This is a genomic window from Neptunitalea chrysea (assembly GCF_027924145.1).
Lineage (GTDB): Bacteria > Bacteroidota > Bacteroidia > Flavobacteriales > Flavobacteriaceae > Neptunitalea > Neptunitalea chrysea.
Window position 1 is genome coordinate 239,439 of the sequence record NZ_BRVP01000002.1, and the last position, 24,788, is coordinate 264,226.

At 31.7% G+C, this 24,788-nt stretch carries 19 protein-coding genes and 1 tRNA gene; 10 read left to right on the forward strand and 10 right to left on the reverse strand.

What is annotated here, in order from left to right; genetic code table 11:
- Positions 1 to 77: 77 nt before the first annotated feature.
- The 4 genes from NBRC110019_RS02080 to NBRC110019_RS02095 all read left to right on the forward strand — a co-directional run bounded on the left by NBRC110019_RS02080 (position 78) and on the right by NBRC110019_RS02095 (position 6,854).
- The gene (locus NBRC110019_RS02080) at positions 78 to 3,071 is read left to right on the forward strand and encodes a M16 family metallopeptidase (RefSeq protein WP_281751847.1); all 2,994 of its coding nucleotides are present in this window, start codon (positions 78 to 80) and stop codon (positions 3,069 to 3,071) included.
- 101 nt (positions 3,072 to 3,172) lie between these two features.
- Complete coding sequence (gene fabG / locus NBRC110019_RS02085; RefSeq protein ID WP_281751849.1) at positions 3,173 to 3,919, forward strand: 3-oxoacyl-[acyl-carrier-protein] reductase; 747 nt, start codon at positions 3,173 to 3,175, stop codon at positions 3,917 to 3,919.
- Positions 3,920 to 3,926: 7 nt separating this feature from the next.
- On the forward strand, positions 3,927 to 5,954 hold the full coding sequence (locus NBRC110019_RS02090) for a vWA domain-containing protein (protein WP_281751851.1): 2,028 nt from the start codon (positions 3,927 to 3,929) through the stop codon (positions 5,952 to 5,954).
- Positions 5,955 to 6,038: 84 nt separating this feature from the next.
- Positions 6,039 to 6,854, forward strand: coding sequence for a prohibitin family protein (locus tag NBRC110019_RS02095; protein ID WP_281751853.1), 816 nt, complete (start codon positions 6,039 to 6,041; stop codon positions 6,852 to 6,854).
- Positions 6,855 to 7,061: 207 nt separating this feature from the next.
- Here the strand turns inward: NBRC110019_RS02095 and NBRC110019_RS02100 are convergent, their stop codons facing one another.
- The 9 genes from NBRC110019_RS02100 to NBRC110019_RS02140 form a co-directional block, all read right to left on the reverse strand.
- Complete coding sequence (locus NBRC110019_RS02100) at positions 7,062 to 8,249, reverse strand: pyridoxal phosphate-dependent aminotransferase (RefSeq protein WP_281751855.1); 1,188 nt, start codon at positions 8,247 to 8,249, stop codon at positions 7,062 to 7,064.
- A gap of 79 nt (positions 8,250 to 8,328) precedes the next feature.
- Positions 8,329 to 9,618 (reverse strand): porin, encoded by a 1,290-nt coding sequence (locus NBRC110019_RS02105; protein ID WP_281751857.1) that lies wholly within the window; start codon positions 9,616 to 9,618, stop codon positions 8,329 to 8,331.
- 147 nt (positions 9,619 to 9,765) lie between these two features.
- On the reverse strand, positions 9,766 to 10,740 hold the full coding sequence (locus NBRC110019_RS02110; protein ID WP_281751858.1) for a Gfo/Idh/MocA family protein: 975 nt from the start codon (positions 10,738 to 10,740) through the stop codon (positions 9,766 to 9,768).
- Positions 10,721 to 12,457, reverse strand: a complete 1,737-nt coding sequence (locus NBRC110019_RS02115) for a sodium:solute symporter family protein (RefSeq protein ID WP_281751860.1) — start codon at positions 12,455 to 12,457, stop codon at positions 10,721 to 10,723. Before NBRC110019_RS02115 ends, NBRC110019_RS02110 begins: the two co-directional genes overlap by 20 nt.
- A 103-nt stretch (positions 12,458 to 12,560) precedes the next feature.
- Complete coding sequence (locus NBRC110019_RS02120) at positions 12,561 to 15,083, reverse strand: PIG-L family deacetylase (protein ID WP_281751862.1); 2,523 nt, start codon at positions 15,081 to 15,083, stop codon at positions 12,561 to 12,563.
- A 65-nt stretch (positions 15,084 to 15,148) separates the two neighbouring features.
- Positions 15,149 to 15,733 (reverse strand): Maf-like protein, encoded by a 585-nt coding sequence (locus tag NBRC110019_RS02125; RefSeq protein ID WP_281751864.1) that lies wholly within the window; start codon positions 15,731 to 15,733, stop codon positions 15,149 to 15,151.
- A 14-nt stretch (positions 15,734 to 15,747) separates the two neighbouring features.
- Positions 15,748 to 16,665, reverse strand: a complete 918-nt coding sequence (locus NBRC110019_RS02130; RefSeq protein ID WP_281751866.1) for a geranylgeranylglycerol-phosphate geranylgeranyltransferase — start codon at positions 16,663 to 16,665, stop codon at positions 15,748 to 15,750.
- An 8-nt stretch (positions 16,666 to 16,673) separates the two neighbouring features.
- On the reverse strand, positions 16,674 to 17,210 hold the full coding sequence (locus tag NBRC110019_RS02135) for a KdsC family phosphatase (protein ID WP_281751868.1): 537 nt from the start codon (positions 17,208 to 17,210) through the stop codon (positions 16,674 to 16,676).
- Positions 17,203 to 17,961: a Rossmann-like and DUF2520 domain-containing protein gene (locus NBRC110019_RS02140; protein WP_281751870.1), complete on the reverse strand. Its 759-nt coding sequence runs from the start codon at positions 17,959 to 17,961 to the stop codon at positions 17,203 to 17,205. The genes NBRC110019_RS02135 and NBRC110019_RS02140 overlap by 8 nt, the downstream gene beginning before the upstream one ends.
- An 83-nt stretch (positions 17,962 to 18,044) precedes the next feature.
- On the opposite strand from NBRC110019_RS02140, the gene NBRC110019_RS02145 reads away from it, so the two are divergent.
- From NBRC110019_RS02145 to NBRC110019_RS02155, 3 genes are all read left to right on the forward strand, one after another.
- On the forward strand, positions 18,045 to 18,452 hold the full coding sequence (locus NBRC110019_RS02145; protein ID WP_281751872.1) for a group III truncated hemoglobin: 408 nt from the start codon (positions 18,045 to 18,047) through the stop codon (positions 18,450 to 18,452).
- Between the two features lie 118 nt (positions 18,453 to 18,570).
- On the forward strand, positions 18,571 to 21,762 hold the full coding sequence (locus NBRC110019_RS02150) for a cytochrome c biogenesis protein (RefSeq protein ID WP_281751874.1): 3,192 nt from the start codon (positions 18,571 to 18,573) through the stop codon (positions 21,760 to 21,762).
- Between the two features lie 123 nt (positions 21,763 to 21,885).
- Positions 21,886 to 22,422: a glutathione peroxidase gene (locus NBRC110019_RS02155; RefSeq protein WP_281751876.1), complete on the forward strand. Its 537-nt coding sequence runs from the start codon at positions 21,886 to 21,888 to the stop codon at positions 22,420 to 22,422.
- A gap of 25 nt (positions 22,423 to 22,447) precedes the next feature.
- On the opposite strand, the gene NBRC110019_RS02160 is transcribed toward NBRC110019_RS02155, so the two are convergent.
- Entirely contained in the window at positions 22,448 to 22,576 is a 129-nt protein-coding gene (locus NBRC110019_RS02160) for a hypothetical protein (RefSeq protein WP_281751878.1), read from the reverse strand.
- 36 nt (positions 22,577 to 22,612) lie between these two features.
- On the opposite strand from NBRC110019_RS02160, the gene NBRC110019_RS02165 reads away from it, so the two are divergent.
- The 3 genes from NBRC110019_RS02165 to NBRC110019_RS02175 all read left to right on the forward strand — a co-directional run bounded on the left by NBRC110019_RS02165 (position 22,613) and on the right by NBRC110019_RS02175 (position 24,629).
- Entirely contained in the window at positions 22,613 to 23,764 is a 1,152-nt protein-coding gene (locus NBRC110019_RS02165) for a trans-sulfuration enzyme family protein (protein WP_281751880.1), read from the forward strand.
- Positions 23,765 to 23,770: 6 nt separating this feature from the next.
- Entirely contained in the window at positions 23,771 to 24,487 is a 717-nt protein-coding gene (gene bshB1, locus NBRC110019_RS02170) for a bacillithiol biosynthesis deacetylase BshB1 (RefSeq protein WP_281751884.1), read from the forward strand.
- Positions 24,488 to 24,553: 66 nt separating this feature from the next.
- Positions 24,554 to 24,629 (forward strand) — tRNA-His (locus tag NBRC110019_RS02175).
- The last annotated feature ends 159 nt before the right edge of the window (positions 24,630 to 24,788 follow it).

Genomic DNA, 24,788 nt, shown 5'->3' on the forward strand with positions numbered 1-24,788 from the left:
AAAATATAAAAAGTCATCAGTATATTTACTGATGACTTTTTTTTATTAAATATTCATTCAATTAAAAATCAACATTTATGAAACAAATCAAGACACTGTTAGGTAGTTTATTGGTTACTTCTTTGCTTTTTGTGAGTTGTGATCAATCCAAAGAAATGCATGATGATTCAACCGAAATTGTAACGAAATCAGAGAAAGATTCAGTTGGGTATACTTATGAATATGTTACAAATGACCCTACAGGGCTAAGGCTATACACTTTAGACAATGGTTTAAAAGTATATTTAAGTAAAAATACAGATGAACCTAAAATTCAAACCTATATTGCTGTACGAGCCGGTTCTACCTATGATCCTAAAGAAACTACTGGTTTAGCACACTACCTTGAACATATGCTTTTTAAAGGTACCCATGAATTAGGAACCTTGAATTGGGAAACGGAAAGTAGTTATTTACATCAAATTTCTGATTTATATGAAGCGCATAAAATTGCTATTAATCCTGAAGAAAAATTGGCAATTTATCGTAAAATCGATAGTGTGTCGTTAATAGCATCTAATTATTGTGTGGCCAATGAATACGATAAAATTACCCAGTCTATGGGTGCTACAGGTACCAATGCTCATACATCTGTAGAGGAAACCGTTTACAAAAATAAAATCCCTTCAAATGAATTAAATAAATGGTTAGCTTTAGAAAGTGATCGTTTTGGAGAATTGGTACTTCGATTATTTCATACAGAATTAGAGGCTGTTTTTGAAGAGTTTAACAGAAGTCAGGATAACGATTACTTTAAAATGTACCATGCTACAATGTCTTCGTTGTTTCCTACACACCCTTATGGTACTCAAACTACTATTGGTACAGCAGAGCATTTAAAGAATCCTTCAATGGTAGCTATTCATAACTATTTTGATAAGTACTATGTGCCTAATAATATGGCTTTAGTATTGGTAGGTGATATTGATTATGATAAAACTATTAAGGCTGTAGATGATACTTTTGGTAAATTAAAAAGAAAAGAAGTTACGCATCCTACATTACCTAAAGAAGCACCTATAACATCACCTGTTATTAAGGAAGTTTACGGGCCAACTGCTGAAAATGTTACCATAGCTTTTAGATCACCAGGTGTTGGAACTGATGGAGAAAAATATCTTATGTTGTGTGATATGATTATGGCTAATGGTAATGCTGGGTTAATAGATTTAAATCTAAACCAAAAGCAAGTTGTTCAACGTGCAAGTTGTTATCCTAATTTTATGAATGACTATGGCTATCATCAATTTAATGGTACACCAAGAGCTAACCAGACTTTAGAGGAAGTGAAAGATTTGCTGTTAGAACAAATAGACAAATTAAAAAAAGGAGAATTTGAAGACTGGATGATAGATGCAGTAGTAAATGACCTAAAATTAAATCAGACCAGACAATACGAAAACAGTACAGCTTTGGCAAGTGCATACTATGATGCTTTTATTCATCATCAAAATTGGGAAGATAGAGTAAAGCTTTTGGATGATCTTAAAAACATCAATAAAGAAGATTTAATAGCATTTGCTAATGATTTTTATAAAGAAAATTATGTAGTAATCTATAAGCATCAGGGAGAAGATGAAAATATTGTAAAGGTTCAGAATCCTAAAATAACGCAGGTAAATCTAAATAGAGATAAGCAATCTGAATATTTCACTAAGTTTATTGAAATGGAAACAGCACCTCTAGAACCACAATATGTTGATTTTGATAAAGCTATTCAAAAAATTAGCTTAGCAAATGGAGTAGAGGTTTCTTATATAGAAAATGAATTGAATGATTTATTTCAGTTATACATTCTTTTTGATATGGGAAGTGATAATAATAAAGATTTAAGTACTGCTTTAAATTATCTTGAGTACGTAGGTACTGCTAAGTATTCTCCTGAAGAGCTTAAAAAAGAGTTTTATAAATTAGGTGTTAATTATTATGTAGGTGTAGATAATGACCAGACATATGTAGCTTTAAGAGGTTTAAAGGAAAATTTACCAAAAGGACTAAGTTTACTGGAAGAACTTTGGGATAACGCGGTAGCCAATCAGGAAACCTATAATAAATATGTAGATCAAATTGCTAAGGGTAGACAAGATAATATATCGGAAAAAAGCTTTATTCTATGGAATGGATTAATGAATTATGGTAAATATGGGGAAGATTCTTCTCTTAGAAATATTTATACGGTATCTCAATTAAAAGAAAAAGACCCTAAAGACTTAGTAGATCTTATCAAAGGTCTTAAAAATTATAAACAACGTATTTTTTATTACGGAAAGGATATTGATGCTGCAATAGCTAATTTAAATGATCAGCATAAACTGAAAGGAGCTTTAAAACAATATCCTAAAGCTAATGTTTATCAAGAGGATGAAACGGGAGGAAATGTTTATTTTGTAGACTACGATATGGTACAAACTGAGATGCTATTTTTAGCTAAGAGTGCTCCTTTTGATCCTAAAAACATGGCAGCATCTACATTATTTAATTCGTATTTTGGTAGTGGGTTATCCTCTATTGTTTTCCAGGAAATAAGAGAGTCTAAAGCACTTGCATATTCTGCTTTTGCAAGTTATTCTAATGCTTCTGAAAAAGATAAGTCTAATTATGTATATGCATATATAGGTACACAGGCTAATAAAATGCCACAAGCGGTAGACGCTATGATATATTTAATGAAAAATATGCCAGATGCCGAACAACAATTTAATGCGGCTAAGGATGCTGCACTTAAAAAAATTGCCGCACAACGAATTACTAAAACAAGCATCTTTTGGAGATACGAAACTCAAAAGAAAAAAGGCATTGACTATGATAATAGAGAAGAAATTTACAATACTATTAAAAATATGACACTGGAAGATCTACATACCTTCTTTGATGAGAACATAAAAAATGAAGATTATAACGTTATGGTTATTGGAAATAAGAATGAAGTAGATATGGAGGCATTAAAACAATTAGGTAATGTAAAAGAATTAGATGTAGATTACTTATTTAATTATGAAAAACCTAAAGGTTTAAGAAATAGTGATTTATAATAGATTAATTAGAAAACCTCATTGAAATATGAGGTTTTTTATTTTTCACAGAATCTAAATTGTTATATTTGAATTTAATAATTAAAATAGAATACATATTAATGAAACTTTTAGAAGGTAAAACGGCTATTATTACCGGTGCAAGTAGGGGTATTGGTAAAGGTATTGCTGAAATTTTTGCTCAGCATGGTGCCAATATCGCATTTACATATAGCTCCTCTGTAGATGCAGCTAAAGCATTAGAAGATGAATTAAATACTTTAGGAGTAAAAGTTAAAGGATATCAAAGCAATGCGGCTAATTTTCAAGAAGCTCAGGCTTTAGCGGAAGATGTGGTAAAAGAGTTTGGCGCAATTGATATCTTAATTAATAATGCTGGTATTACTAAGGATAACTTACTTATGAGAATCTCAGAAGAAGATTTTGATAAAGTTATAGAGGTGAATCTTAAGTCGGTGTTTAATATGACGAAAGCGGTACAACGCACAATGCTTAAGCAACGTAAAGGTTCTATTATTAATATGAGTTCTGTGGTTGGTGTAAAAGGTAACGCAGGACAAACTAACTATGCCGCTTCAAAGGCAGGTATTTTAGGATTTACGAAGTCTGTAGCTCTTGAATTAGGGTCTAGAAATATTAGATGTAATGCTATTGCTCCTGGTTTTATTGAAACTGAAATGACAGCTAAATTAGATGAAAAAGTAGTTCAAGGTTGGAGAGATGGTATTCCGTTGAAAAGAGGGGGTACTACTGAAGATGTAGCGAATGCTTGTTTATTTTTAGCTTCTGATATGAGTGCCTATGTTACCGGACAAACATTGAATGTTGATGGAGGAATGTTAACATAGTCATTAATTGAGTACTATAACAATTGTATATATTATATTGGCTCTGGTTGTTTCGGCAGCCGTAGCCTTTTTTTATTATCGCCAAAAATCTGAGGAGAGAAGAGGATGGTATATAATTACCGCTATCTCAAGGTTTTTGGTCCTTTTTATTTTAGGGTTACTTATAATAAACCCAAAGGTAAAGCATACTAGCTATACTTTAAAAAAACCTGTTTTATCGGTATTGGTAGATGGTTCTTCTTCTATAACCAAAATTACTGATACTACCCAACTTAAAGATGTAATCAATAATTTTATTCAGGATAAAGACCTGAAAAATAAATACGATATTCAAACGTATCGTTTTAGTAAAGACGTACAGACTGAAAATAATACATTTAGTTTTAAAGGAGACATAACAGATATTTCTAATGCGATTACCACTGTTGATGGTATGTATTCGGACAGTACAGCTCCTATTGTGTTATGTACTGATGGGAATCAGACGTATGGTTTAGATTATGAATACATAGCTAATAAAATACAACATCCTATTTATTCATTAGTGGTAGGTGATACTATTCAATATGAAGACATCCGTATTGCAAAAATAAATGTAAATAATTATGCTTTTTATGACAACGAATTTCCTGTTGAGATTTTTTTAAAATATAAGGGGAATTCTGATAAAGATTTAACATTTAAAATAAAGTCTGGTTCTAATACAGTGTACTCAGAAGCTATTTCTTTTTCACCAGAAAATTCTTCAAGTAAGGTTGAAGTTCTTTTAAAAGCAAATAAGTTTGGAGTATTGAGATATATGGCTAGTATATCTGAATTGAATGATGAAAAAAATACAGCTAATAATAAGGGGAATTTTGCTGTAGAAGTATTAGATCAGAAAACCAAAATAGCATTGGTATCAGATATTATACACCCAGATTTAGGGGCTCTTAAAAAAAGTATAGAATCTAATGAACAACGTACTGTTGTTATTGGTAGCCCTTCAGAATTTATTGATAAATTAAATGATTTTCAATTGGTTATATTGTATCAACCTGTTGAAAGCTTTAAAAATTTATATAAGCAAATAAACAGTTTCCAAAAAAATACGTTTATTGTTACCGGAAGTAAAACAGATTGGGATTTTTTAAATAAGATTCAGAACGATGTTTTTAAAGATATTTCTAATCAGGAAGAAATAACACCAGCCTATAATTCTGGGTTTACTACATTTATTTTAAATGATATTCCTTTTGAAAAGTTTCCTCCTTTAAAAGGATATTTAGGAAATGTAACATTTAAAGGAAATTACGATATTTTATTACAGCAAAAAGTTAGAAATATCACTTTAGAAGATCCTTTATTAGTTACTATTGAAAATAATAATAGAAGATGTGCTGTATTATTTGGTGAGAATAGCTGGAGATGGAGAGCTAAAACATTTTTAGAGGCTGGTAATTTTAAAGAATATGATCAATTAATAAATAAATTAGTTTTCTATTTGGCGTCTAATAAAAAGAAAGAGCGTTTGCAGGTAGAAGCTAAGAATTTTTACTATGGTACTGTTCTAATAGACGCGGCTTATTTTAATAAGAATTATGAGTTAGACACAAATGCTTCGCTATCTATAAAATTAAAGAATAAAGAAAGTGGAGAAGCGCAAGAGTATCAGATGCAGTTTAAAAATTCGTATTTTGAGTTTACTAATAATACGATTACTCCAGGTACTTATGATTATACCGTTTTAGCAGCTAATGGTGATTTTAAAAAGTCGGGAACTTTTACCTTAATACCATTTTCTGTAGAAGATCAATTTTATAATGCTAATTATAACAAACTAGCTAAGCTAGCTAATACAACTAATGGAAAAACGTTTTTACTTCAAAACGTAGATGCATTAAAAAGAGAATTGATAGCAACCGAATTATATAAACCAGTTCAGAAATCATCAGAAAAGATATCTCCACTAGTTAGTTGGAAGTTACTACTATTTGTTTTAGCCTTTTTACTTGGGATAGAATGGTTTTTAAGAAAGTACTTTGGTCATATATAGGTAGGTGTTTTTTGTCCTTTTCTTTGTAACTTATACACTAAGTAGAATACTTATATAAATATAACATATAATAATACATATAATATGAACGGAATATCGAAACAATTAATTGCAATTATTGTAATTGTAGTAATTGGATTAATAATAGTATTTAAATCAGCTATCACAATTGGATCTGGAGAAGCAGGTGTAATGTATAAACCTTTTGGAGGAGGTGTGGTTACAGATCAAGCACCTTTAGGTGAAGGAATACATATTGTAGGGCCATGGAATAAAGTTTTTATTTATGAAACAAGACAGCAGCAGTTATCTGAAAAAATGAATGTATTGTCTTCTAATGGGTTAGATATTAAATTAGATGCAACAGTTTGGTTTAAACCTGAAGTTTATAAATTAGGACTTTTACACCAACAAAAGGGAGAAGAGTATGTTCAAAGGATCATAATTCCAGCGCTTCGTTCTGCAACAAGAAGTATTATAGGTAGATATACTCCTGAAGAATTATATTCAAGTAAGAGAGATACTATACAATTAGAAATTTTAAATGCAACTAAGAGCATCTTAGAAACTCAATATGTAGATTTAGAAAAGGTATTGGTTAGAGACATAACCTTACCTGTTACAATTAAAGATGCTATAGAGCGTAAATTACGTCAGGAACAAGAGTCTTTAGAGTATGAGTTTAGATTAACTAAAGCACAGAAGGAGGCAGAGAGACAAAAGATAGAGGCAGAAGGTAAAGCTAGAGCTAACGAGATTTTAAATGCTTCGTTAACCGATAGAATTCTTAAGGAAAAGGGAATTCAGGCTACACTGGAGTTATCAAAATCTACTAATGCCAAGGTAATTGTTATAGGTAGTGGTAAAGATGGATTACCTATTATTTTAGGAGATCAATAAAACAATATAGTTTGGTTGTATAAATAAAAATTACATCTAATTTTTATTTAACAGCGTTATTTTGTATCGAATGAGTTATATTAATTTGTGAAATTTAATATAACTCATTTTATTTAGTGGAGTTGTATCTTATTACGATATTAGGTAAAATAATGATATGATATCGACAGAGATTAATACCCTTTTTTATGTTTAAAGATATAATTTTTATTTACGATAAATTTTATCCATTGCGTTAAAAAACACTCTCATTTCATCATCAGTTCCAATGGTTACTCTGCACCAAGTTTTGTCCCAGAATTTAAAAGTTCTAATTACAATACCAGAATTGTACATCTCTTCAGTAAATTTGGTGCCGTCCATGTTAATTTCAAAAATCACAAAATTAGCCTCGGAAGGAATATAATTGATGTTTTTAGTAATTAAGTACTTAATAGTAATATCACGGTATTCTAAGATATCAGTTCTGCATTTATGCAAATGCTCTTTATCGTCTAAAGCAACTTGTGCAGCAATTATTGTAGGGGAACTAATTCCAAACCCAGGTATGGTAAAATTGCTCAATTCGGTTATTAAATCTTCATGAGCTACAATATAACCGCATCGCATACCTGCCATACCGTAAATCTTAGAAAATGTTCTAGATATAATTACATTTTTACCCTTTTTAACCAAGTCAACCATACTGTCTTCAAGTCCATTTTTAGAAAACTCTAAATAGGCCTCATCAACAAAAACAGGTGCTTTTTTAGAAACCTTAGCACAAAATTCATATAAATCATTACGATTGGTTTTACTTCCTGTTGGATTATTTGGATTTGCGATATAAACTAGTTTAGTCTCTTTATCCATAGCTAATTCCATTCCTTCTAAATCGTGCTCGTAGTTTTCGGTTAGCTTAATCGCTTTCCAAGTAGCCCCAGAAGCCTGTGCTACACTAATAACTGACATATAAGCAGGATCCGCACTTATTACATTTCCACCGTCTCTAAAACAGTAAACAGATGTTCTTTCTAATAAATCTGTAGAGCCAGGGCCTAACATTATATTTGATGGATTTACACCTTCCTTTTCAGCAATCACTTTTTTAAGCCCCATAAGGTCTTGCCATCCGTATCTATTAGCTTTACTAGTACTTTCGTTAATTGCCTCTAACGCCATAGGTGAAAACCCATAAGGATTTTCATTCCAAGCTAAGATAGCTAGAGGTTTTTCTGGTAAAATATATGGTGGTGTAAATTCATTAAAGGGGAATGTTTCCGGATGTAAAAAAGTGCTATTTGTTTCGTTTGCAATAACAACTCTATTTGCCCATGTGGTGAATGGAGTGGCAGCAACAGCACCTATTCCTAGTGCACTTTTTTTAATCCAATTTCTTCTACTTGATGAATGCATAAATGTTTACTTTTAACATAAGCGCTAAAAATAATTCAGATTTATGATTTCACCAATAATTTATCCCTAAAAAATAAACTTAATTGATGACTATTTGATATTGTAGAACGGCCATGCCTTTTCGGTCAGTTTCAACAAGTGCTCCAGAAGTATTTTCATTAAAAATAGGTCTAGATTGATATCCAACAGATAATTTGTTAGAATGTCCTTTAAAGAACCAGTTAACACCTAAATCAACTACGGTGGATGGATCTTCTAATGCTTCGAAATAAGATTGTTGTATAGCTATATTTGGTTGTAATTGGCCATTAAATTTTTCTTTACCTAAAAGATTTTTATCTAATAAATACCCCAATTGGAAGAAATACGTATTTCCTGTTCCAATCATAGGGAAGGCATTCCCAGCTCCATTAAAGGATGTTCCATCAGAAGTATAGTTGTTTGCACCAACATTTCTAATATAATTTAACCCAAAATCGGTATGATAGAATCCTGTATATAAGGTTATAGCTGTATTTTTATTAGTATTAATAGGAGTATCATAGAAAATTTCAGCAGCCCAGTTTTTAAAATCATAAAATATTTCTTCATTATTAATTAAGCGTGAAGTCATTTTTGGTTCAAAAAGACAGCCTACACCAAGGTTTAATATTTTTTTCTTTCCTAAATAAGAACCCACACCTCCACTATATGCAGTTTTATTACTTTCATTATCTAGAAATTCATATTTCACATAAACTGAAGATCGCAATTTAGGATTGTTTAAGGCATAATCTGTAACACCTTCTTGTGCAGTAACGCCATATGGCGCAGGCTTTTTTAAAGAAACTATATAATCAAATTTACCTACTTGTCCTTTAGCCCATATACCAAAGCCTCTTCCTATGTCATCATTTTTATTAACGCTTAGTAAAGAAAATAGGGGAGCATCTACAGCCATTAATGAAGCACTACTCCTTACTAGGTTTCTGCTTAGTCCGTCCCAGGCATGTTTACCTATACCAATATTAAATTCTTTAGCTAATTCATATTCAATATTTAAATCTAATACTCTAATTCTCCAGTCTTTTTCTGTTTTATTATTAATGTTATTTCCGCCAATTAAACTATAGAAATAAAGTTTTGGGGTAATTTGAGATTGGATACTTATGCGTAATCTTCGAACTGAAAAATCGATATCGTTAGCTAATGCTTCATTGTTTACCATTGTACCAGGGTTCATATCAATATATCTAGCCCAAAACATACTACGTACACTTCCTTTTATATAAGTTGTACCTTCTTCATCAAGGTTTAGGCGTAATACATTAGATTGAGTGAAGCAAAAATTAAAGCTAAAAACAAGTAAGATTACGATGAAATTTTTCATAAATATTAGTCTTTAAAAAGGGTAAAATTACTTTTTACCCTTTTTAAAGACTAATTTATGCAGTGTTATTTTACTGATTATTGTCAGTAAAAAAGTATTAAAATTACTTGTTTATTTTGGGTTTTGTACCCGGTAAATAAGCTGTAATTAATAGTGTAAGTTTATTAATTCTCTAACCTTATCTAATAAGTTAATGAGTGCCAAACTTTTGTTATAGGTCATTATTGGACTTTCTTTTTTACCATTAAGAATTAACTCTGTAAAATGAGTTGCTTCAAAATTATAACCAATAGTAGTGTACCCAAAATCTTTAATTTCAGAAACGTTATGAGTCGTTATTCTAACCTGAGTAGGTTTATGAAAATGACCTAAGATATGAATGGTTCCTTTTTCACATTCAATTACTGCTTCTGTTGCTGTTTTTTCGAGTAATGTACTTTTTAGGTTGGCTATGACATTATTTTTGTAGGTAAACTCCATTTGGCAGCTAGAGTCAGCACCGTTATCATAATATGTGGCGTCAGCTTCAATATTTTCTGGTATACCTAGTAGTGTAAGTGCAGCAAAAATAGGGTAAATACCAATATCTAAAAGACTCCCACCGCCAAGTTCTTTATTAAATAAACGGGCATTATTATTAAAACGTTTATAAAACCCAAAATCAGCTTTTAATGATGTTATCGCTCCCATTTTACCAGATGAAACCAATTCTAATACATAATTATAATGAGGCAAGAAATGTGTCCACAAGGCCTCCATTAATAATGTATCTTGCTTTTTAGCTAGTGAAATCATTTCCTGAACTTCATTTGTATTCATGGCGAATGGTTTCTCACATAAAACAGAAATCTTATGCTTTAAAAATAGTTTTGTATGCTCTGCATGTAATGCATGCGGACTAGCAATATAAACAGCATCTACTTTTGTATCTTTAGCTAATGCTTCATAGGAACCGTAGGAGGTTTCAAAATTGAATTCAGAGGCAAAATTAGAAGCTTTTTCCTCTGAACGCGAAGCTACAACATATTTTACCGCATTAGGTACTTTATCTAAATCTGTAGCAAACTGACGGGCTATTTTACCCGTACCAAGAATTGCCCAATTAACTTTTTCTTGTTCCATTACTAAGTTTTTTTGGTAGCATTAATTGTAATATAGAAGCTATGACCACTATTAATAAACATCCATACAAATTCAACATTAAATAACTTACTTTTTCTTCACCGGCCGGATGTATATAAATAGCATAATAGTAAATAATAATAACAATAGCCTGAGTTATTAAAGCTCCGATAAATGTAGCATTTGCTTTTATAAATTTTAAAAAGAAAGCAATAAGAAATATACCTAATACATTTCCATAGAAAATAGATCCTATGATATTAACCAACTGTATAAGATTTTCAACCAATGAGCCAAAATTAGCGAATAATATGGCTATAATACCCCATAGTAAGGTAAACCCTTTTGAAGCTTTTAAATAATGCTCTTCAGATTTTTCTTTGCGTTGATTACGCTTATAAATATCTATGGTTGTAATGGTTCCTAATGCGTTTAATTCAGATGCTGTAGAAGACATTGCAGCAGATAAAATCATGGCCAACAACAAACCTATAACTCCCGTAGGGAGATTATTTAGTATGAAGTGTATAAAAACATAATCTTTATCGTTTGTTTCAATAGAGCTGTCAACTTTCTTAATAATTTCTTTAGCCTTTTCTCTACGTTCTTGTTCTTCTTTATTAAGCTCTATAATTTTATTTTTTGCAGCAACAGTAGCCTCATATTCTTTAATATCTAGAGCAGCTGAAAATTGGTCTTGAGCAATTTTCTTAACTACTTCCGATAGTCTATGTTCTACATCTAACTGTAAATACTCTTTTTTATAAGGAGATTCCATAACCGCTTTCTGTGCAGCTGGATTGAAATTAAGAGGGGAGTGGTTGTATTGATAGAAAACAAAAACCATAACACCTACCAATAAAATAAAAAATTGCATTGGTATTTTTAAGAATGCATTAAAAATAAGTCCTAATTGACTTTCTCTAACAGATTTCCCTGATAGATATCTTTGTACCTGACTTTGATCGGTTCCAAAATAAGCAAGCATAAGAAAAAAACCTCCTGTAATGCCATACCAGAATGTATACCTGTTATCAGAGTCAAATGAAAAATCAAGAATATTAAGCTTATTATTAGCACCTGCAATTTTTAACGCTTTTCCAAAGGTAATGTCGCTAGGTAAATAATACAAAATGATGAAAAATGCAGCAAGCATACCCAACATAATAATAAACATTTGATGCTTTTGAGTTACGTTTACCGCCTTAGTACCTCCTGAAACCGTATATATTATTACTAGTACTCCAATAATAAGGTTTAGGGTTTCTAAATTCCATTCTAATACAGCAGATAAAATAATAGATGGTGCATATATAGTAATACCGGCAGCTAAACCTCTTTGAATTAAGAATAAAATAGCAGCCAAGCTTCTGGTTTTAAGATCAAATCTGTTTTCTAAAAACTCGTAAGCGGTATATACTTTTAATTTATGGTAAATAGGAATAAATACCATACAAATTACAATGGTAGCAAAAGGAAGACCGAAATAGAATTGAACAAATCCCATTCCGTCATGAAAAGCCTGTCCAGGGGTAGATAAAAAGGTAATAGCACTGGCTTGAGTAGCCATTACTGAAAGACCAATGGTATACCATTTTGCTTCATTATTTCCTAAGATATAATCCTTTACATCACGACTTCCTCGTGTTTTTATATACCCGAAAATAACAATAAAAGCAAGGGTTCCCGTTAAAACAATCCAATCTATTAGCTCCATACCTAACTATTACTTGTCATTATGATGTAGAAAATAATGAAGTAAACAATATTAGCTATGATTACTGCAAGATATATATTATTCCATTTGAACTTTTCAAACATTATCCTTTAATATTTTTAGTATTTAAATTACTTTTCCCTATAGAAATTAAATTAGTAAATAATTTAAAGGCACCCGGTACACCGGCAGGTAATTCTCTGAAAAAACTTAAACCGGTATAAATATAATATCCTTTACCGTACTTAGCTACTAATAAGCTTCCTTTTTTAGCGGTTTCCCCTTTATCATGCATTGATAGAATCGAAGTAAACTCTTTTCCCCATGAACTAGGAAAATAAAGTCCGCGCTCTTGAGTCCAACCTTCAAAGTCCGTGTCCGTTATTTTATTAGGGAAATTCAATAAGGTATGTTTTGGTTCTAAAATGATTACTTCGGAGTTTTCATTGGTTACTCTATCTCTTGATAAGGTTATATCAAAAGGGGCTAAATGGTTGGTTAAAAGTCCTCTATTTGTGTTGTATTGTGTAATAACCGTACCTCCCGTGTTTACATAAGTTTCTAAAACAGATTGTTTGTAGGGTAGTGTTTCTAATACATTATAGGCTCTGATACCAATGATAACGGCATCAAATTGTTTAAGTCCGTCTAACGACATTGTATCTGGATTAATCATAGACACATGATACCCTATTTCTTGTAAAGATTCTGGAACTTTATCTCCTGCTCCCGCAATATATCCAATGTAATTACCTTCTTTTTGAATGTTTAAACGAACAACTTTTGTTTTAGCGGGTAATAGTACATATTGATTCGGAATATGGTCGTAAGTGATTGTTTTTAAGGTTTTATCATAAGTTCTACCTTCTAAATTAATAATAGGCGCTATAATACCTACACTTTCACCGTCTGGTGGAGTTACTTTAAAGCTAACATTTTTAAAATCATCTTTTAAAGCTATTGAGAATGGAATTTTAGCCGGACTTACTTTCCATCTTTCTGGTACATGAAGACTTACGTTTCCGTTTATGTTGGCTTTAAACGCCTTAACGCTTACAGTTATTTCTTTTTCGTGAGTATCTGCAAATAAAATAACATCCTTATCTATAGAAGAACTTGCTTTCGGTAAAATATAAAAGGGTTGATAGGTTTCTCCTTTATCAGGATATACTTTTTTATAAAACAATGGTTTAGTGAAACTAATAGATACATTGTTTATTTTTAAATTTACTGTTGTATTAATTGGACTGGGAGTTTCTGGTAATCCTATAAGTTGCGGGTTGGTAACATTGTACATTCCTAATGTACCTTCTTCTGTTAACCAGTAAGGTGTATTGAATAAGATATCTTTGTTTAACTTTACAGAAATAGGGTATTTTTCTGATATATTTACAGGTACCATTGAGCTATATTTACTCTTAGTAACTTTTCCATTTACCGCAATACTTTCCAGTTTTATATGTTGGTTGGTTCTGTTAACTAATTCTAATTGATATGTAATATCTTCTTCTGGTGTTGCATAAGGTGTGTTGCTTGTAACATTCAAGTATAAACCACTGCAAGCTAAAATAATATCTTTAATTTCTGCTAACTTATAATCTCTCCAGTAGGCATCTTTAAGTTTACTAATTAATACATATGCATCTAATAAAGCATCTAAATGTTTCTCAGGATGTGCAAAATCAAAATGGTCTTCAACATCTTTAAGAATTACTTCAATAGCTTTTCCACCTTTAACCCGTGTCCAAGTAGTATTAATTCCTTCAAACAAGTTATTCTGGTCCTTAGGCATAGTACCTTTTAATAATTCAAGGTATTCTTCTTTTTCACCTCTGGTTCCGGCTGTTCCAAATCCCTGACATTTATGCTGACTTCTACTTAATCCAGCTATTTCTCCATTACTTAATCCTAATTCAGGGTAATAAACACCTGCGTCTACAGCAATTAAATTAGATTTATCGGCTTTTTTAAATTTTTCCTGACTACCATAAAACCACCATGAAGTATTGAAAAATAAACGTTTTGGTTGCCATGTGTCAACACTTTCAAGTTGTTCTGGATATACATTTTTATCTCCGGTTTTATCAAAAGCTTCAACGCTTAAGATAGCAGAAGTAGTATGATGTCCGTGTGTTGTACCCGGTGTTCTATGATCAAATCGATTTATGATAATATCTGGTTTAAAATTACGTATAGCCCATACTACATCACCTAAAACTTCCTTTTCATTCCAAAATGTGAGTGTTTCGTCAGGAGTTTTACTAAAACCAAAATCGTTAGCTCTGGTAAAAAATTGTTCTCCTCCGTCTACACGTCGAGCAGCTAATAATTCCTGGGTTCTTAAAACACCTAATAATTCGCGCAATTCTTTACCTATAAGATTTTGTCCACCATCTCCACGAGTCAATGAAAGATAGCGAGTTCTAGCGTTTACCTCATTTGAAAAGTAAGATATTAATGCTGTGTTTTCATCATCGGGGTGGGCTGCTATGTACATTACAGATCCCAAAAAATTCAGTTTTTGAATTTTTTTATAGATTTCGGAAGATGTATATTTTGTAGGGGATTGGGCAATAGCAATAAAACTAAAGGTACTTAAAAAAAGAGTAGCAAGAATTTTGCGCATAATAAGGGTTTTAGTTAGATTAAATTACATCAAAAATTGTACCTAACCTAGATTGTTAGGTAGGCTTATACCAATTTTTTTAATAATTCGTAAAATTTAGCAGTAGGTAAACCTACCACATTGTTATAAGAACCGGCAATGCTGGTAATACCAATATATCCAATCCATTCTTGGATACCGTAAGCTCCGGCTTTGTCAAAAGGTTGGTAATTAGCAATGTAATAGTTAATTTCTTCTGGAGTTAAATCTTTAAAAGTTACTTCGGTAGTTACACTCTCTACCAATTGTTGTTTTTTGGTAGTTAAACACACCGAGCTGATTACCTGATGGTTGGTGCCTGAAAGATTCGATAGCATAGAAAAAGCTTCCGCTTCATTTACTGGTTTACCTAAAGCAGTATCATTATGCCAAACAATGGTGTCTGATGTAATAAGAATTTGATTATCCTTCAAATCCTTCTCTAATGGAGCAGCTTTTAATTTGGCTAAATAATCTGTTATTTCACCCTTTACTAAATGATCAGGGTATACTTCATCAATATTTGCTGTTTTAACTTCAAATGGAATTTTCAAATCAGTTAGAAACTGTTTTCTACGAGGAGAATTTGACGCTAAAATAATTTTATAAGAAGTTAAAAATGAATCTATCATATAGTTGATGTTATTTACGTTAGTATAAATTTATAAATAATCACTACAGCGAATATACCAGTTAACATCACACCTTTTAGAATTAGTTGTAAAGGTTTAAAGTTACTTTTCTTTTTAGCTATAAAAGAGCTAATAGCAACATACAATAATGGTATCATAATTAAAAAGAAAACATAATAACTAGTAATTTGACTAGAATATAAATGATTAAATGTAATGTATCCGATAACTCCGAAAAGGAGTAGGGCTAAAATGCCTGTTAAAATACCAGTTCTTTTAATTCCTAGTGCAATGGGTATCGTGTTTCTCCCACTATTGTAATCGCCGTCTATATCTTCTATATCTTTTACAATTTCTCTAATAAAATTAATTGCAAAAGCTAAGCCTGCATAAATCAATAATTTGGTAAACATCACCTTATTAAGTTCAGCATAAATATAATTAGTGTATAACGGTAGAATACTGAAAATACCAACTAATAAAATACTTATAGCAATTAAAAAAGCTACTATAATATTTGATAAAACAATGTAATTTTTAAGGTTATTGGCGTATAGGTATAAGATGCCTGATGAAAAAACAAAGAGCATAGCAAACTTAGGCAGATTTGTCATATACGATAAGTAAAATCCTAAGCCAACACCAATTATATTTAAAACAATAAATAGGGTAGTTGCTTTTTTTTCACTTATATGTGTATCTATAATAACTTTTTCGGGTTTATTTATGGTATCTGTATCAATATCCATGATGTCGTTAATAACGTATCCACCTGCTGCAATACAAACTGTAGAAAATACCAATAAGAAAAATTCAAAATCACTAAGCCCTGTCATAGGGTAGTAATAATAGATAAAGTAATATTTAAAAATATATTGGGCTAAGGCCAATATAATTAAATTAGGAGTTCTAATAAGTTTAAGGTAATGCATTCTGTAGGTTATTTTTTAAAAAGTTCTTTATCAAAATCGTTACTCCATTTACCTTGAACTTTCATAACCTGTTCTATTACGTCTCTAACACAACCTTTACCTCCTTTAATATCAGAAATATAGCTTGCGATTTCTTTAACTTCGGGGGCGGCATCTTGCGGGCATGTAGGCAAACCAATCATTTTCATAGGTGGGACGTCGGGTATGTCATCACCCATATACAATACATTTTCAGGGTTAATATTATATATATCTAGAAATTCATCTAAGGAATCAGCTTTATGAAAAGACCCCATATAAATATCTGTAATACCTAGTGAGCGAAGTCTAACCTTAACCCCTTCGTTATTTCCTGCTGTAATAATACAAATAGTATAATCACTTAGAATAGCAGCTTTTAAAGCGTACCCATCTTTAACATTCATAGTTCTTAAAACTTCTCCTTCTGTGGTTACTAATACAGAGCCATCTGTTAAAACACCATCTACGTCAAATACAAATGTGGTTATATGATGTAAGTATTCTTTATAGCTTTTTTCACTCATAGGTTTTTAGTATTGAATTGGTTAGTACCTTGTATATATCTTTATATTCAGGATAGTCGGTTAGTTGTGCTAAATGGGTTTCAATTGTTTTAGAATCCTTTCTTTTAGCGGGCCCTGTTTGAGAACTTAAAGGGTTTAAATGTTTAATTTTATCTACCGTTTCTTCAACTAAAGGTTTAAGTATTTCAAACGGTATTTTTTTGTCTTTACATAACGTATCGGCCACATAAAATAAGTGATTTGTAAAGTTATTTACATACACCGCAGCTAAGTGTATAGCTTTTCGTTGATCGGAGTCAATTTCATACATAGACTCACTTAGTTTTGACGCTATTTCTTTAAGAAATTCTAAATCTGCTTCATTTTCAGCTTCAAGACATAAGGGTATTTTTGAGAAATCAACATTCTTAGATTTTGAAAATGTTTGCAACGGATAAAATACGCCTCGTCTATTTTTAGAAGGCAAATCAGTCATACCAACACTTCCGGTAGTATGAACCACCAATTTATTCTCAAAAGGAAGGCTATTGGCTACTGTAGCAACGGAATTATCAGAAACCGATATAATATAAATAGCTGCCTCCATTAAATCCTTTATATTGTGAGTTTTATGAGATTCAAAAACATCAAATTCAGCAGTGAATTCACTTCTGTTGTAAATTTGTTGTAGTTGAAGTTCATTACATGAGTAAATAGCTTTGCATAAATGAAATGCTACATTACCTGCTCCAATAATTGTTACTGTAATCATAAGGCAAAAATACAATTTATAATAAAATTAAAAACTTACCTAGAGCAAACTAATACAGTAATTATATTAATTATATTTACACCATGCAAAGAAGGGAAATTAATAACAGGGAAGACGTAGCTTTGTTGGTGAATTTATTTTACAAGGTCATACGTAAAGACAATTATCTATCTCCTTATTTTACAGGAATGATATCTAATTGGGAAACGCATTTAGCACATTTAACCGATTTTTGGTGTGGTCAATTGTTTTTTGATAGTGGTTACGAAGGGAATCCTATGGAAAAACATAGAAAGGTAGATGGCTTTTTCAGCCATAATATGAATCAGGATCATTTTAAAGCGTGGTTGGAGCTTTGGGTTGCTGTTCTTGATGAAAATTTTGAAGGCGAAAATGTGAGTATCCTAAAAAATAAAGCACAGCGTATGGCAAATGCAATTCATATAGATATGTATTCGCATCGTTCTGATAATTCAACAGATAAAAGCTAAGTAAATTTTAAGATAATTTAGTTAGTTATAGACCAAAAACATACTATTTTTGCACATTGAAATCATAACCTGAATTTATTGTTTTTTTAAAAGCTATAAATTTTAATTAGTTATTACAATGTCAAACCCAATATCCAAAGTTCTTTTCTCCACCCGTTTAATGGCGGTTTTATTTATTGTTTTTGCCCTTTCCATGGCAGCGGGAACTTTCATAGAGCATTATACAAATATTGAGACTGCTAGACTATATATCTACAATACGAAGTGGTTTGAAGCTATTATGTTATTTTTTGTAATCAATTTTATGGGAAATATTACCCGATATAAATTGTACAAAAAGGAAAAATGGTCTATTTTATTACTGCACTTGGCATTCTTATTCATTATAATGGGAGCTTGGGTTACAAGATATTTAGGAGATGAGGGAACCATGTCTATTCCTGAAGGTGAAACTGCTAATTATTATCTTTCCGAAAAAGCATATTTATCTGCCTATATTAATGAGGAAGGTAATATAGATGGTGACTCTAAATTGTTACAAGGAAGTTTTTTGTTTTCTGAACATGCCAATAACTTTTATGCTAATAATAAGTTTAACTGGAACTTCGACTTTAAAGGAAAACCTTTTACTATTGAATATGTTGATTTTATTGATGGTGCGGAAGAAGCTTTTATTCCGTCAGAAAATGGAGACGAGTATCTAAAGATTGTAGAATCGGGTAGCGGTAGTAGACATGAGCATTATTTAAAGAGTGGTACCAATGCTCAAATTCATAACCTAATTTTTTCATTAAATAAACCGGCTAACGGAGCAATTAACCTAAGTACAACGGGATCTGAATATACTATTGAGTCTCCTTTTGATGGTACTTTTATGAGAATGGCAGATAGGCTACAAGGTACTTTGATTGCAGATACTATTCAACCTTTAATGCTGCGATCATTATACAATAGTGCCGGGATGAATTTTGTTATTCCTGATAGTTTAGTGAGAGGTAATTATGATATTGTTGCACTACCAGATAATGAAGTTACCAAACAATCAATGGATGCTTTAATTGTTAAGGTTACTGTAGGAAATGAATCTAAGATTGTAAAAATATTAGGAGGAGCAGGAACCGATGGTGCACCTGAAAGTGTAACCGTAGGAAAATTAACCTTTGATTTAACTTATGGGTCAATTAGAAAACAATTGCCTTTTGCGGTAACGTTAAATGATTTTATTGCAGAAAAATATCCTGGAACAGAAGGGAGTTTTTCTTCTTTTATGAGTAAAGTTACGGTAGATGACGAAAAACCTTTTGATTATGATATTTATATGAACCATGTTTTGGATTATAAGGGATATAGAATGTTTCAATCATCTTTCTCGCAAGATATGATGGGGACGGTACTTTCTGTAAATCATGACTATTGGGGAACTACTATTACATATCTAGGGTACTACCTTTTATATGCTGGTTTAATGGCTATGATGTTTTTAGGAAAAACCAGATTTAAAGAATTAGGAAAAAAGCTAAAACATTTAGAATTTAAACGTAAGTCGTTAACAACCATTGTTTTAATTTTGTTTACGTGGACTTCTGTTTTCGCTCAAGATCAACATACTGATCATGAAGATCATGGAGCTGACCCTATGATGTTAACAGAAACCCAAGTGACTAACTTAATTCATTCTACAACTGTTACTAAAGAGCACGCAGCGCTTTTTGGTAAATTGATTATACAGGATGAAGGAGGACGTATGAAGCCTGTTAATACCTTTTCGTCAGAATTAATACGAAAACTAAGGCATACCGATTCTTTTGAGGATATGAATGCAGATCAGATTTTATTATCAATGCTGCAAAATCCTTTACCTTGGTATCATGCGCCTATTATTTATATTAAAAAAGATAACGACTCGTTACATCATGTTTTAGGGGTGCCAGAGAAAGCTAAATATGTAAAGTTTATTGACTTTTTTGATGCACAGGGAAATTATAAATTAGAACCTTTTATAGAAGAGGCTTACCGAGCTATAAATCCAAACCAATTTCAGAAAGAATTTAAGGATGCTGATTTAAAACTTGGTTTTGTAAATAGAGCGCTTAGTGGGGAAATGTTAAAGATATTCCCAGTACCAGATGATGAAAACAATAAATGGATTTCACAAAGAGATTATATAGAACATCCTGAGTTTATTAAAGATAGTTCGTATGCTAAATTTGTAAACCATTCTTTTGATTTATATAGAGAATATTTAAGACAAGCCAAAATAGATGGAGACTATTCGAATGCTGATAGTATGATTGAAGGCTTTAAAAAGAACCAATTGCGATTATCTAAGGATATTATGCCTTCGGAGAAAAAGGTTAAAATTGAACTTCTATACAATAAATATAATGTGTTTAAAAAACTATTTGTATGGTATATGTTGGTTGGTTCTTTTATGTTAATAGTACTGGTAACTCAAATTTTCATAGATAAGAAATGGCTAAACTACTTGGCTATTGCTTGTAAGGCAATAATCATTTTCTTTTTCATATTACACACGGGTGGGTTATTAGCTAGATGGTATATATCTGGCCATGCACCGTGGAGTAATTCTTATGAAAGTTTAATTTATGTGGGTTGGGCTACTATGGGTATAGGTCTGTTATTCATTAAAAAGTCTGGTTTAGCTGTAGGAGCAACTGCTTTCGTTACGTCTATAGTATTAATGGTAGCTCATATGAGTTGGGTAGATCCTGAAATAGGTAATTTAGTACCTGTACTAAACAGTTATTGGCTAAAAATTCACGTAGCTGTAATTGTAGGTAGCTACGGGCCTTTTACACTTGGATTTATTTTAGGGATATTGAGCTTGTTTTTATATCTTATTTCAACAAATAAAACGAAATCTAAAATAGCCTTAGCCATACAAGAAATTACCATTATTAATGAATTAGCTCTTACGGTTGGTTTGGTAATGTTAACTATTGGTAACTTCCTTGGAGGTCAGTGGGCTAATGAGAGCTGGGGGCGTTATTGGGGTTGGGATCCTAAAGAAACCTGGGCGCTTATTAGTATTATGATTTATGCTTTTATTATACATATGCGATTGGTACCGGGGCTTAGAGGTAAATTTTCTTTTAATTTTCTTTCTGTAATTGCTTATTCATCTATTATGATGACCTATTTTGGTGTTAACTTTTACTTAAGCGGTTTACACAGTTATGCTAGTGGAGATAAGCTTATAACACCAACCTTTGTATATTACACGGTAGGCATTATATTACCATTTGCTGCTTTAGCTTATTGGAGGTATCGGGTAAATTTTAAAAAATAAATTGAATCCCGCCTAGTGCGGGATTTTTTAATTACAAAACGAAACGTTAAATTCGTAACAAATGAAAAGTAGTAGCAAAATTTAATTCTTAAATTGGCTTTACTTTTAAATAAAATCAACCAAATGAGACAATTAGTATATATTTTAGCACTATTATTTACGATGGCTACATATGCACAAAAAGAAACTATTTACCAGTTTAAGGTAACAGATTTGTATGGTAAAACATTTGATTTTTCTACGTTGAAAGGGAAAAAGATTATGATTGTAAATACAGCTTCTAAATGTGGGTTAACGCCACAGTATGAACACTTGGAAACGCTTTATAATACGTATAAAAAAGATAATTTTATCATTATAGGTTTTCCTGCAAATAATTTTGCAGGGCAAGAGCCGGGAACCAATGAAGAAATAGCTAGCTTTTGTCGTGAAAATTATGGGGTAACGTTTCCTATGATGAGTAAAATATCGGTTAAAGGAGAAGATATGAGTCCAGTATATCATTTTTTAACTGAGAAAAGTAAGAATGGCTTAGAAGATTCTGAGGTAAAATGGAATTTTCAAAAATATTTGATAAATGAAAAAGGAGAACTTGAAAAAGTTATTGCCCCTCAAACATTACCAATAGACTCAGAAATTATAAATTGGATAAAAAGCTAGAGAAAAATCAAAAGTTAAAGTAAGCTTAGTGTGGTTGTGGTAATATCTCTTTAGCAGAAGCTATTTCTGATGCTTCTACAAAGCTGTCATTCATACCTATGGATACATAGATATATAGCTCGTCTTGTAAATGAATATATAGGTTAGTTTTCATTTTTTGAGTCAACAAGAACCAGAAATTAAAGTTATAATGGCTAAAAAAAAAGGATTAAATACGATATGTACCCATACCGGAGAAGTAGAAGATACAAACTATAAAGGAGCCGTATCTCCTTTGTATATTAGTACTTCATATGCATATGAAAATGTTGATATAAAGAGGTATCCCAGATATTTTAATACACCTAACCAAGAAGGGGTGTGTAAAAAATTGGCAGCTTTAGAACAAACGGACGATGCTTTGATTTTCGGAAGTGGTATGGCAGCTATTAGCACCAGTCTTTTAGCTTTTTTACGTAGTGGAGATCATATTGTTTTACAGCAGTCTTTATATGGAGGAACTTATAATTTAGTAGCTGAATTTTTTGATAATTACCACATCTCTTATTCCTTTACAAAAGGACTGACTAAAGAAAACTTTGAAAGTGAAATACAGGAAAATACAAAGGTTATTTATATAGAAACACCATCTAACCCGTTACTGGCTGTAACTGATATAGAAATGGTTGTAGCTTTAGCTAAGAAATATAACGTGGTTTCTGTTATAGATAATACATTTGCAAGCCCAGTAAATCAGCAACCTTTTATTTTAGGTATAGATGTAGTACTACATAGTGCAACCAAATATTTAGGAGGTCATTCCGATATTTTAGCTGGGGCCGTATGTGCTAACAAAGAGCATATAGAGAAGATATTTCATGTCGGAAAAAATTTGGGAGGTAATTTAAGTGATTATACTGTGTGGCTTTTAGAACGTAGTATGAAAACTTTAGGCATTCGTGTTAAGGCTCAGAATGAAAATGCAATGCTATTAGCAAATTATCTAAATGAGCATAAAATGGTTGATCATGTGTATTACCCAGGATTGACAACTCATCCAGATCATGAAATAGCAAAAAAACAAATGAAAGGTTTTGGAGGTATGCTAAGTTTTGAACTAAATACCGATATAGATAGTGTGGCCTTTTCAGAGCAGTTACAATTAATAAAGCCTTCAATGAGTTTAGCAGGAGTGGAGAGTACCATTTTGTCTCCTGCAAAAACATCACATGCGCTGTTACCGGAAGAAGAACGACAAAAACAAGGCATTGTATCAAATTTATTGAGATTATCTGCAGGGATTGAAGATATAGAAGATTTAATAGCGGATATTGAACAGGCTTTTAAGAATACAATAAAATAAACATATATGAAGTTAGACATTTTGGCATTTGGTGCACATCCTGATGATGTAGAACTTGGTTGTGCGGGCACCTTAGCCAAGGAGATAGCAAATGGTAAAAAGGTAGGGATAATAGATCTTACACAAGGAGAGTTAGGAACAAGGGGGTCTGCTGAGCTGCGTATGGTTGAAGCTGCCAATGCAGGGAAAATTATTGGAGTAAGCGTTAGAGAAAATTTAAAAATGGCAGATGGATTTTTTGCGAATGATAAAGCGCATCAATTAGAAATAATCAAAATGATACGTAAATACCAACCCAATATGGTTTTATGTAATGCTTTAAGAGATAGACATATAGATCATGGAAAGGGGAGTAGTCTTGTAAGTGATGCTTGTTTTTTAAGTGGTTTACGCAAAATTGAAACTGAAATAGATGGCGTTTCTCAGAAAGCATGGAGACCTAAACTGGTTTATCATTATATGCAATGGAAAGATGACAAACCTGATTTTGTGGTGGATATTACAGGATATTTAGATATAAAAATAGAGGCTATTAAAGCTTATAGATCTCAGTTCTATGATCCCGATAGTAAAGAGCCGGAAACACCAATTACAAGCAAAACCTTCTATGATAGTCTAACATATCGTTCAGAAGACTTAGGTAGAATGGTCGGTGTAAAATATGCAGAAGGCTTTACTACAGAACGTTACGTAGCCGTTGAAAATGTTTCTGATTTAATTTAATTTTTTTTCAGTTTTTATTTTGAATATATAAAACAAATGACTTACATTTGCATCCGCAATTAACACGGTGGTTGTAGCTCAGTTGGTTAGAGCGTCGGATTGTGGTTCCGAAGGTCGCCGGTTCGAGACCGGTCTTCCACCCAGCAAGAAAGCCTTTCATAGAAATATGAAAGGCTTTTTATTTATATTCTAGTATAGAGAAAATAAAAAAGACACCCATATATGGGTGTCTTTAGTTTAATAGAATTGTAGGCTTACCCAAAATCAGACATTACTAAATTCGACAAATATTTATTCATAC

What these genes read in the sequence shown, in the direction of transcription:
- NBRC110019_RS02080 (WP_281751847.1), top strand. Translation starts at nt 78, where the DNA reads ATGAAACAAATCAAGACACTGTTAGGTAGTTTATTGGTTACTTCTTTG.
- fabG (WP_281751849.1), top strand. Translation starts at nt 3,173, where the DNA reads ATGAAACTTTTAGAAGGTAAAACGGCTATTATTACCGGTGCAAGTAGG.
- NBRC110019_RS02095 (WP_281751853.1), top strand. Translation starts at nt 6,039, where the DNA reads ATGAACGGAATATCGAAACAATTAATTGCAATTATTGTAATTGTAGTA.
- NBRC110019_RS02100 (WP_281751855.1), bottom strand. Translation starts at nt 8,249, where the DNA reads ATGCATTCATCAAGTAGAAGAAATTGGATTAAAAAAAGTGCACTAGGA.
- NBRC110019_RS02105 (WP_281751857.1), bottom strand. Translation starts at nt 9,618, where the DNA reads ATGAAAAATTTCATCGTAATCTTACTTGTTTTTAGCTTTAATTTTTGC.
- NBRC110019_RS02110 (WP_281751858.1), bottom strand. Translation starts at nt 10,740, where the DNA reads ATGGAACAAGAAAAAGTTAATTGGGCAATTCTTGGTACGGGTAAAATA.
- NBRC110019_RS02115 (WP_281751860.1), bottom strand. Translation starts at nt 12,457, where the DNA reads ATGGAGCTAATAGATTGGATTGTTTTAACGGGAACCCTTGCTTTTATT.
- NBRC110019_RS02120 (WP_281751862.1), bottom strand. Translation starts at nt 15,083, where the DNA reads ATGCGCAAAATTCTTGCTACTCTTTTTTTAAGTACCTTTAGTTTTATT.
- NBRC110019_RS02125 (WP_281751864.1), bottom strand. Translation starts at nt 15,733, where the DNA reads ATGATAGATTCATTTTTAACTTCTTATAAAATTATTTTAGCGTCAAAT.
- NBRC110019_RS02130 (WP_281751866.1), bottom strand. Translation starts at nt 16,665, where the DNA reads ATGCATTACCTTAAACTTATTAGAACTCCTAATTTAATTATATTGGCC.
- NBRC110019_RS02135 (WP_281751868.1), bottom strand. Translation starts at nt 17,210, where the DNA reads ATGAGTGAAAAAAGCTATAAAGAATACTTACATCATATAACCACATTT.
- NBRC110019_RS02140 (WP_281751870.1), bottom strand. Translation starts at nt 17,961, where the DNA reads ATGATTACAGTAACAATTATTGGAGCAGGTAATGTAGCATTTCATTTA.
- NBRC110019_RS02145 (WP_281751872.1), top strand. Translation starts at nt 18,045, where the DNA reads ATGCAAAGAAGGGAAATTAATAACAGGGAAGACGTAGCTTTGTTGGTG.
- NBRC110019_RS02150 (WP_281751874.1), top strand. Translation starts at nt 18,571, where the DNA reads ATGTCAAACCCAATATCCAAAGTTCTTTTCTCCACCCGTTTAATGGCG.
- NBRC110019_RS02155 (WP_281751876.1), top strand. Translation starts at nt 21,886, where the DNA reads ATGAGACAATTAGTATATATTTTAGCACTATTATTTACGATGGCTACA.
- NBRC110019_RS02160 (WP_281751878.1), bottom strand. Translation starts at nt 22,576, where the DNA reads ATGAAAACTAACCTATATATTCATTTACAAGACGAGCTATATATCTAT.
- NBRC110019_RS02165 (WP_281751880.1), top strand. Translation starts at nt 22,613, where the DNA reads ATGGCTAAAAAAAAAGGATTAAATACGATATGTACCCATACCGGAGAA.
- bshB1 (WP_281751884.1), top strand. Translation starts at nt 23,771, where the DNA reads ATGAAGTTAGACATTTTGGCATTTGGTGCACATCCTGATGATGTAGAA.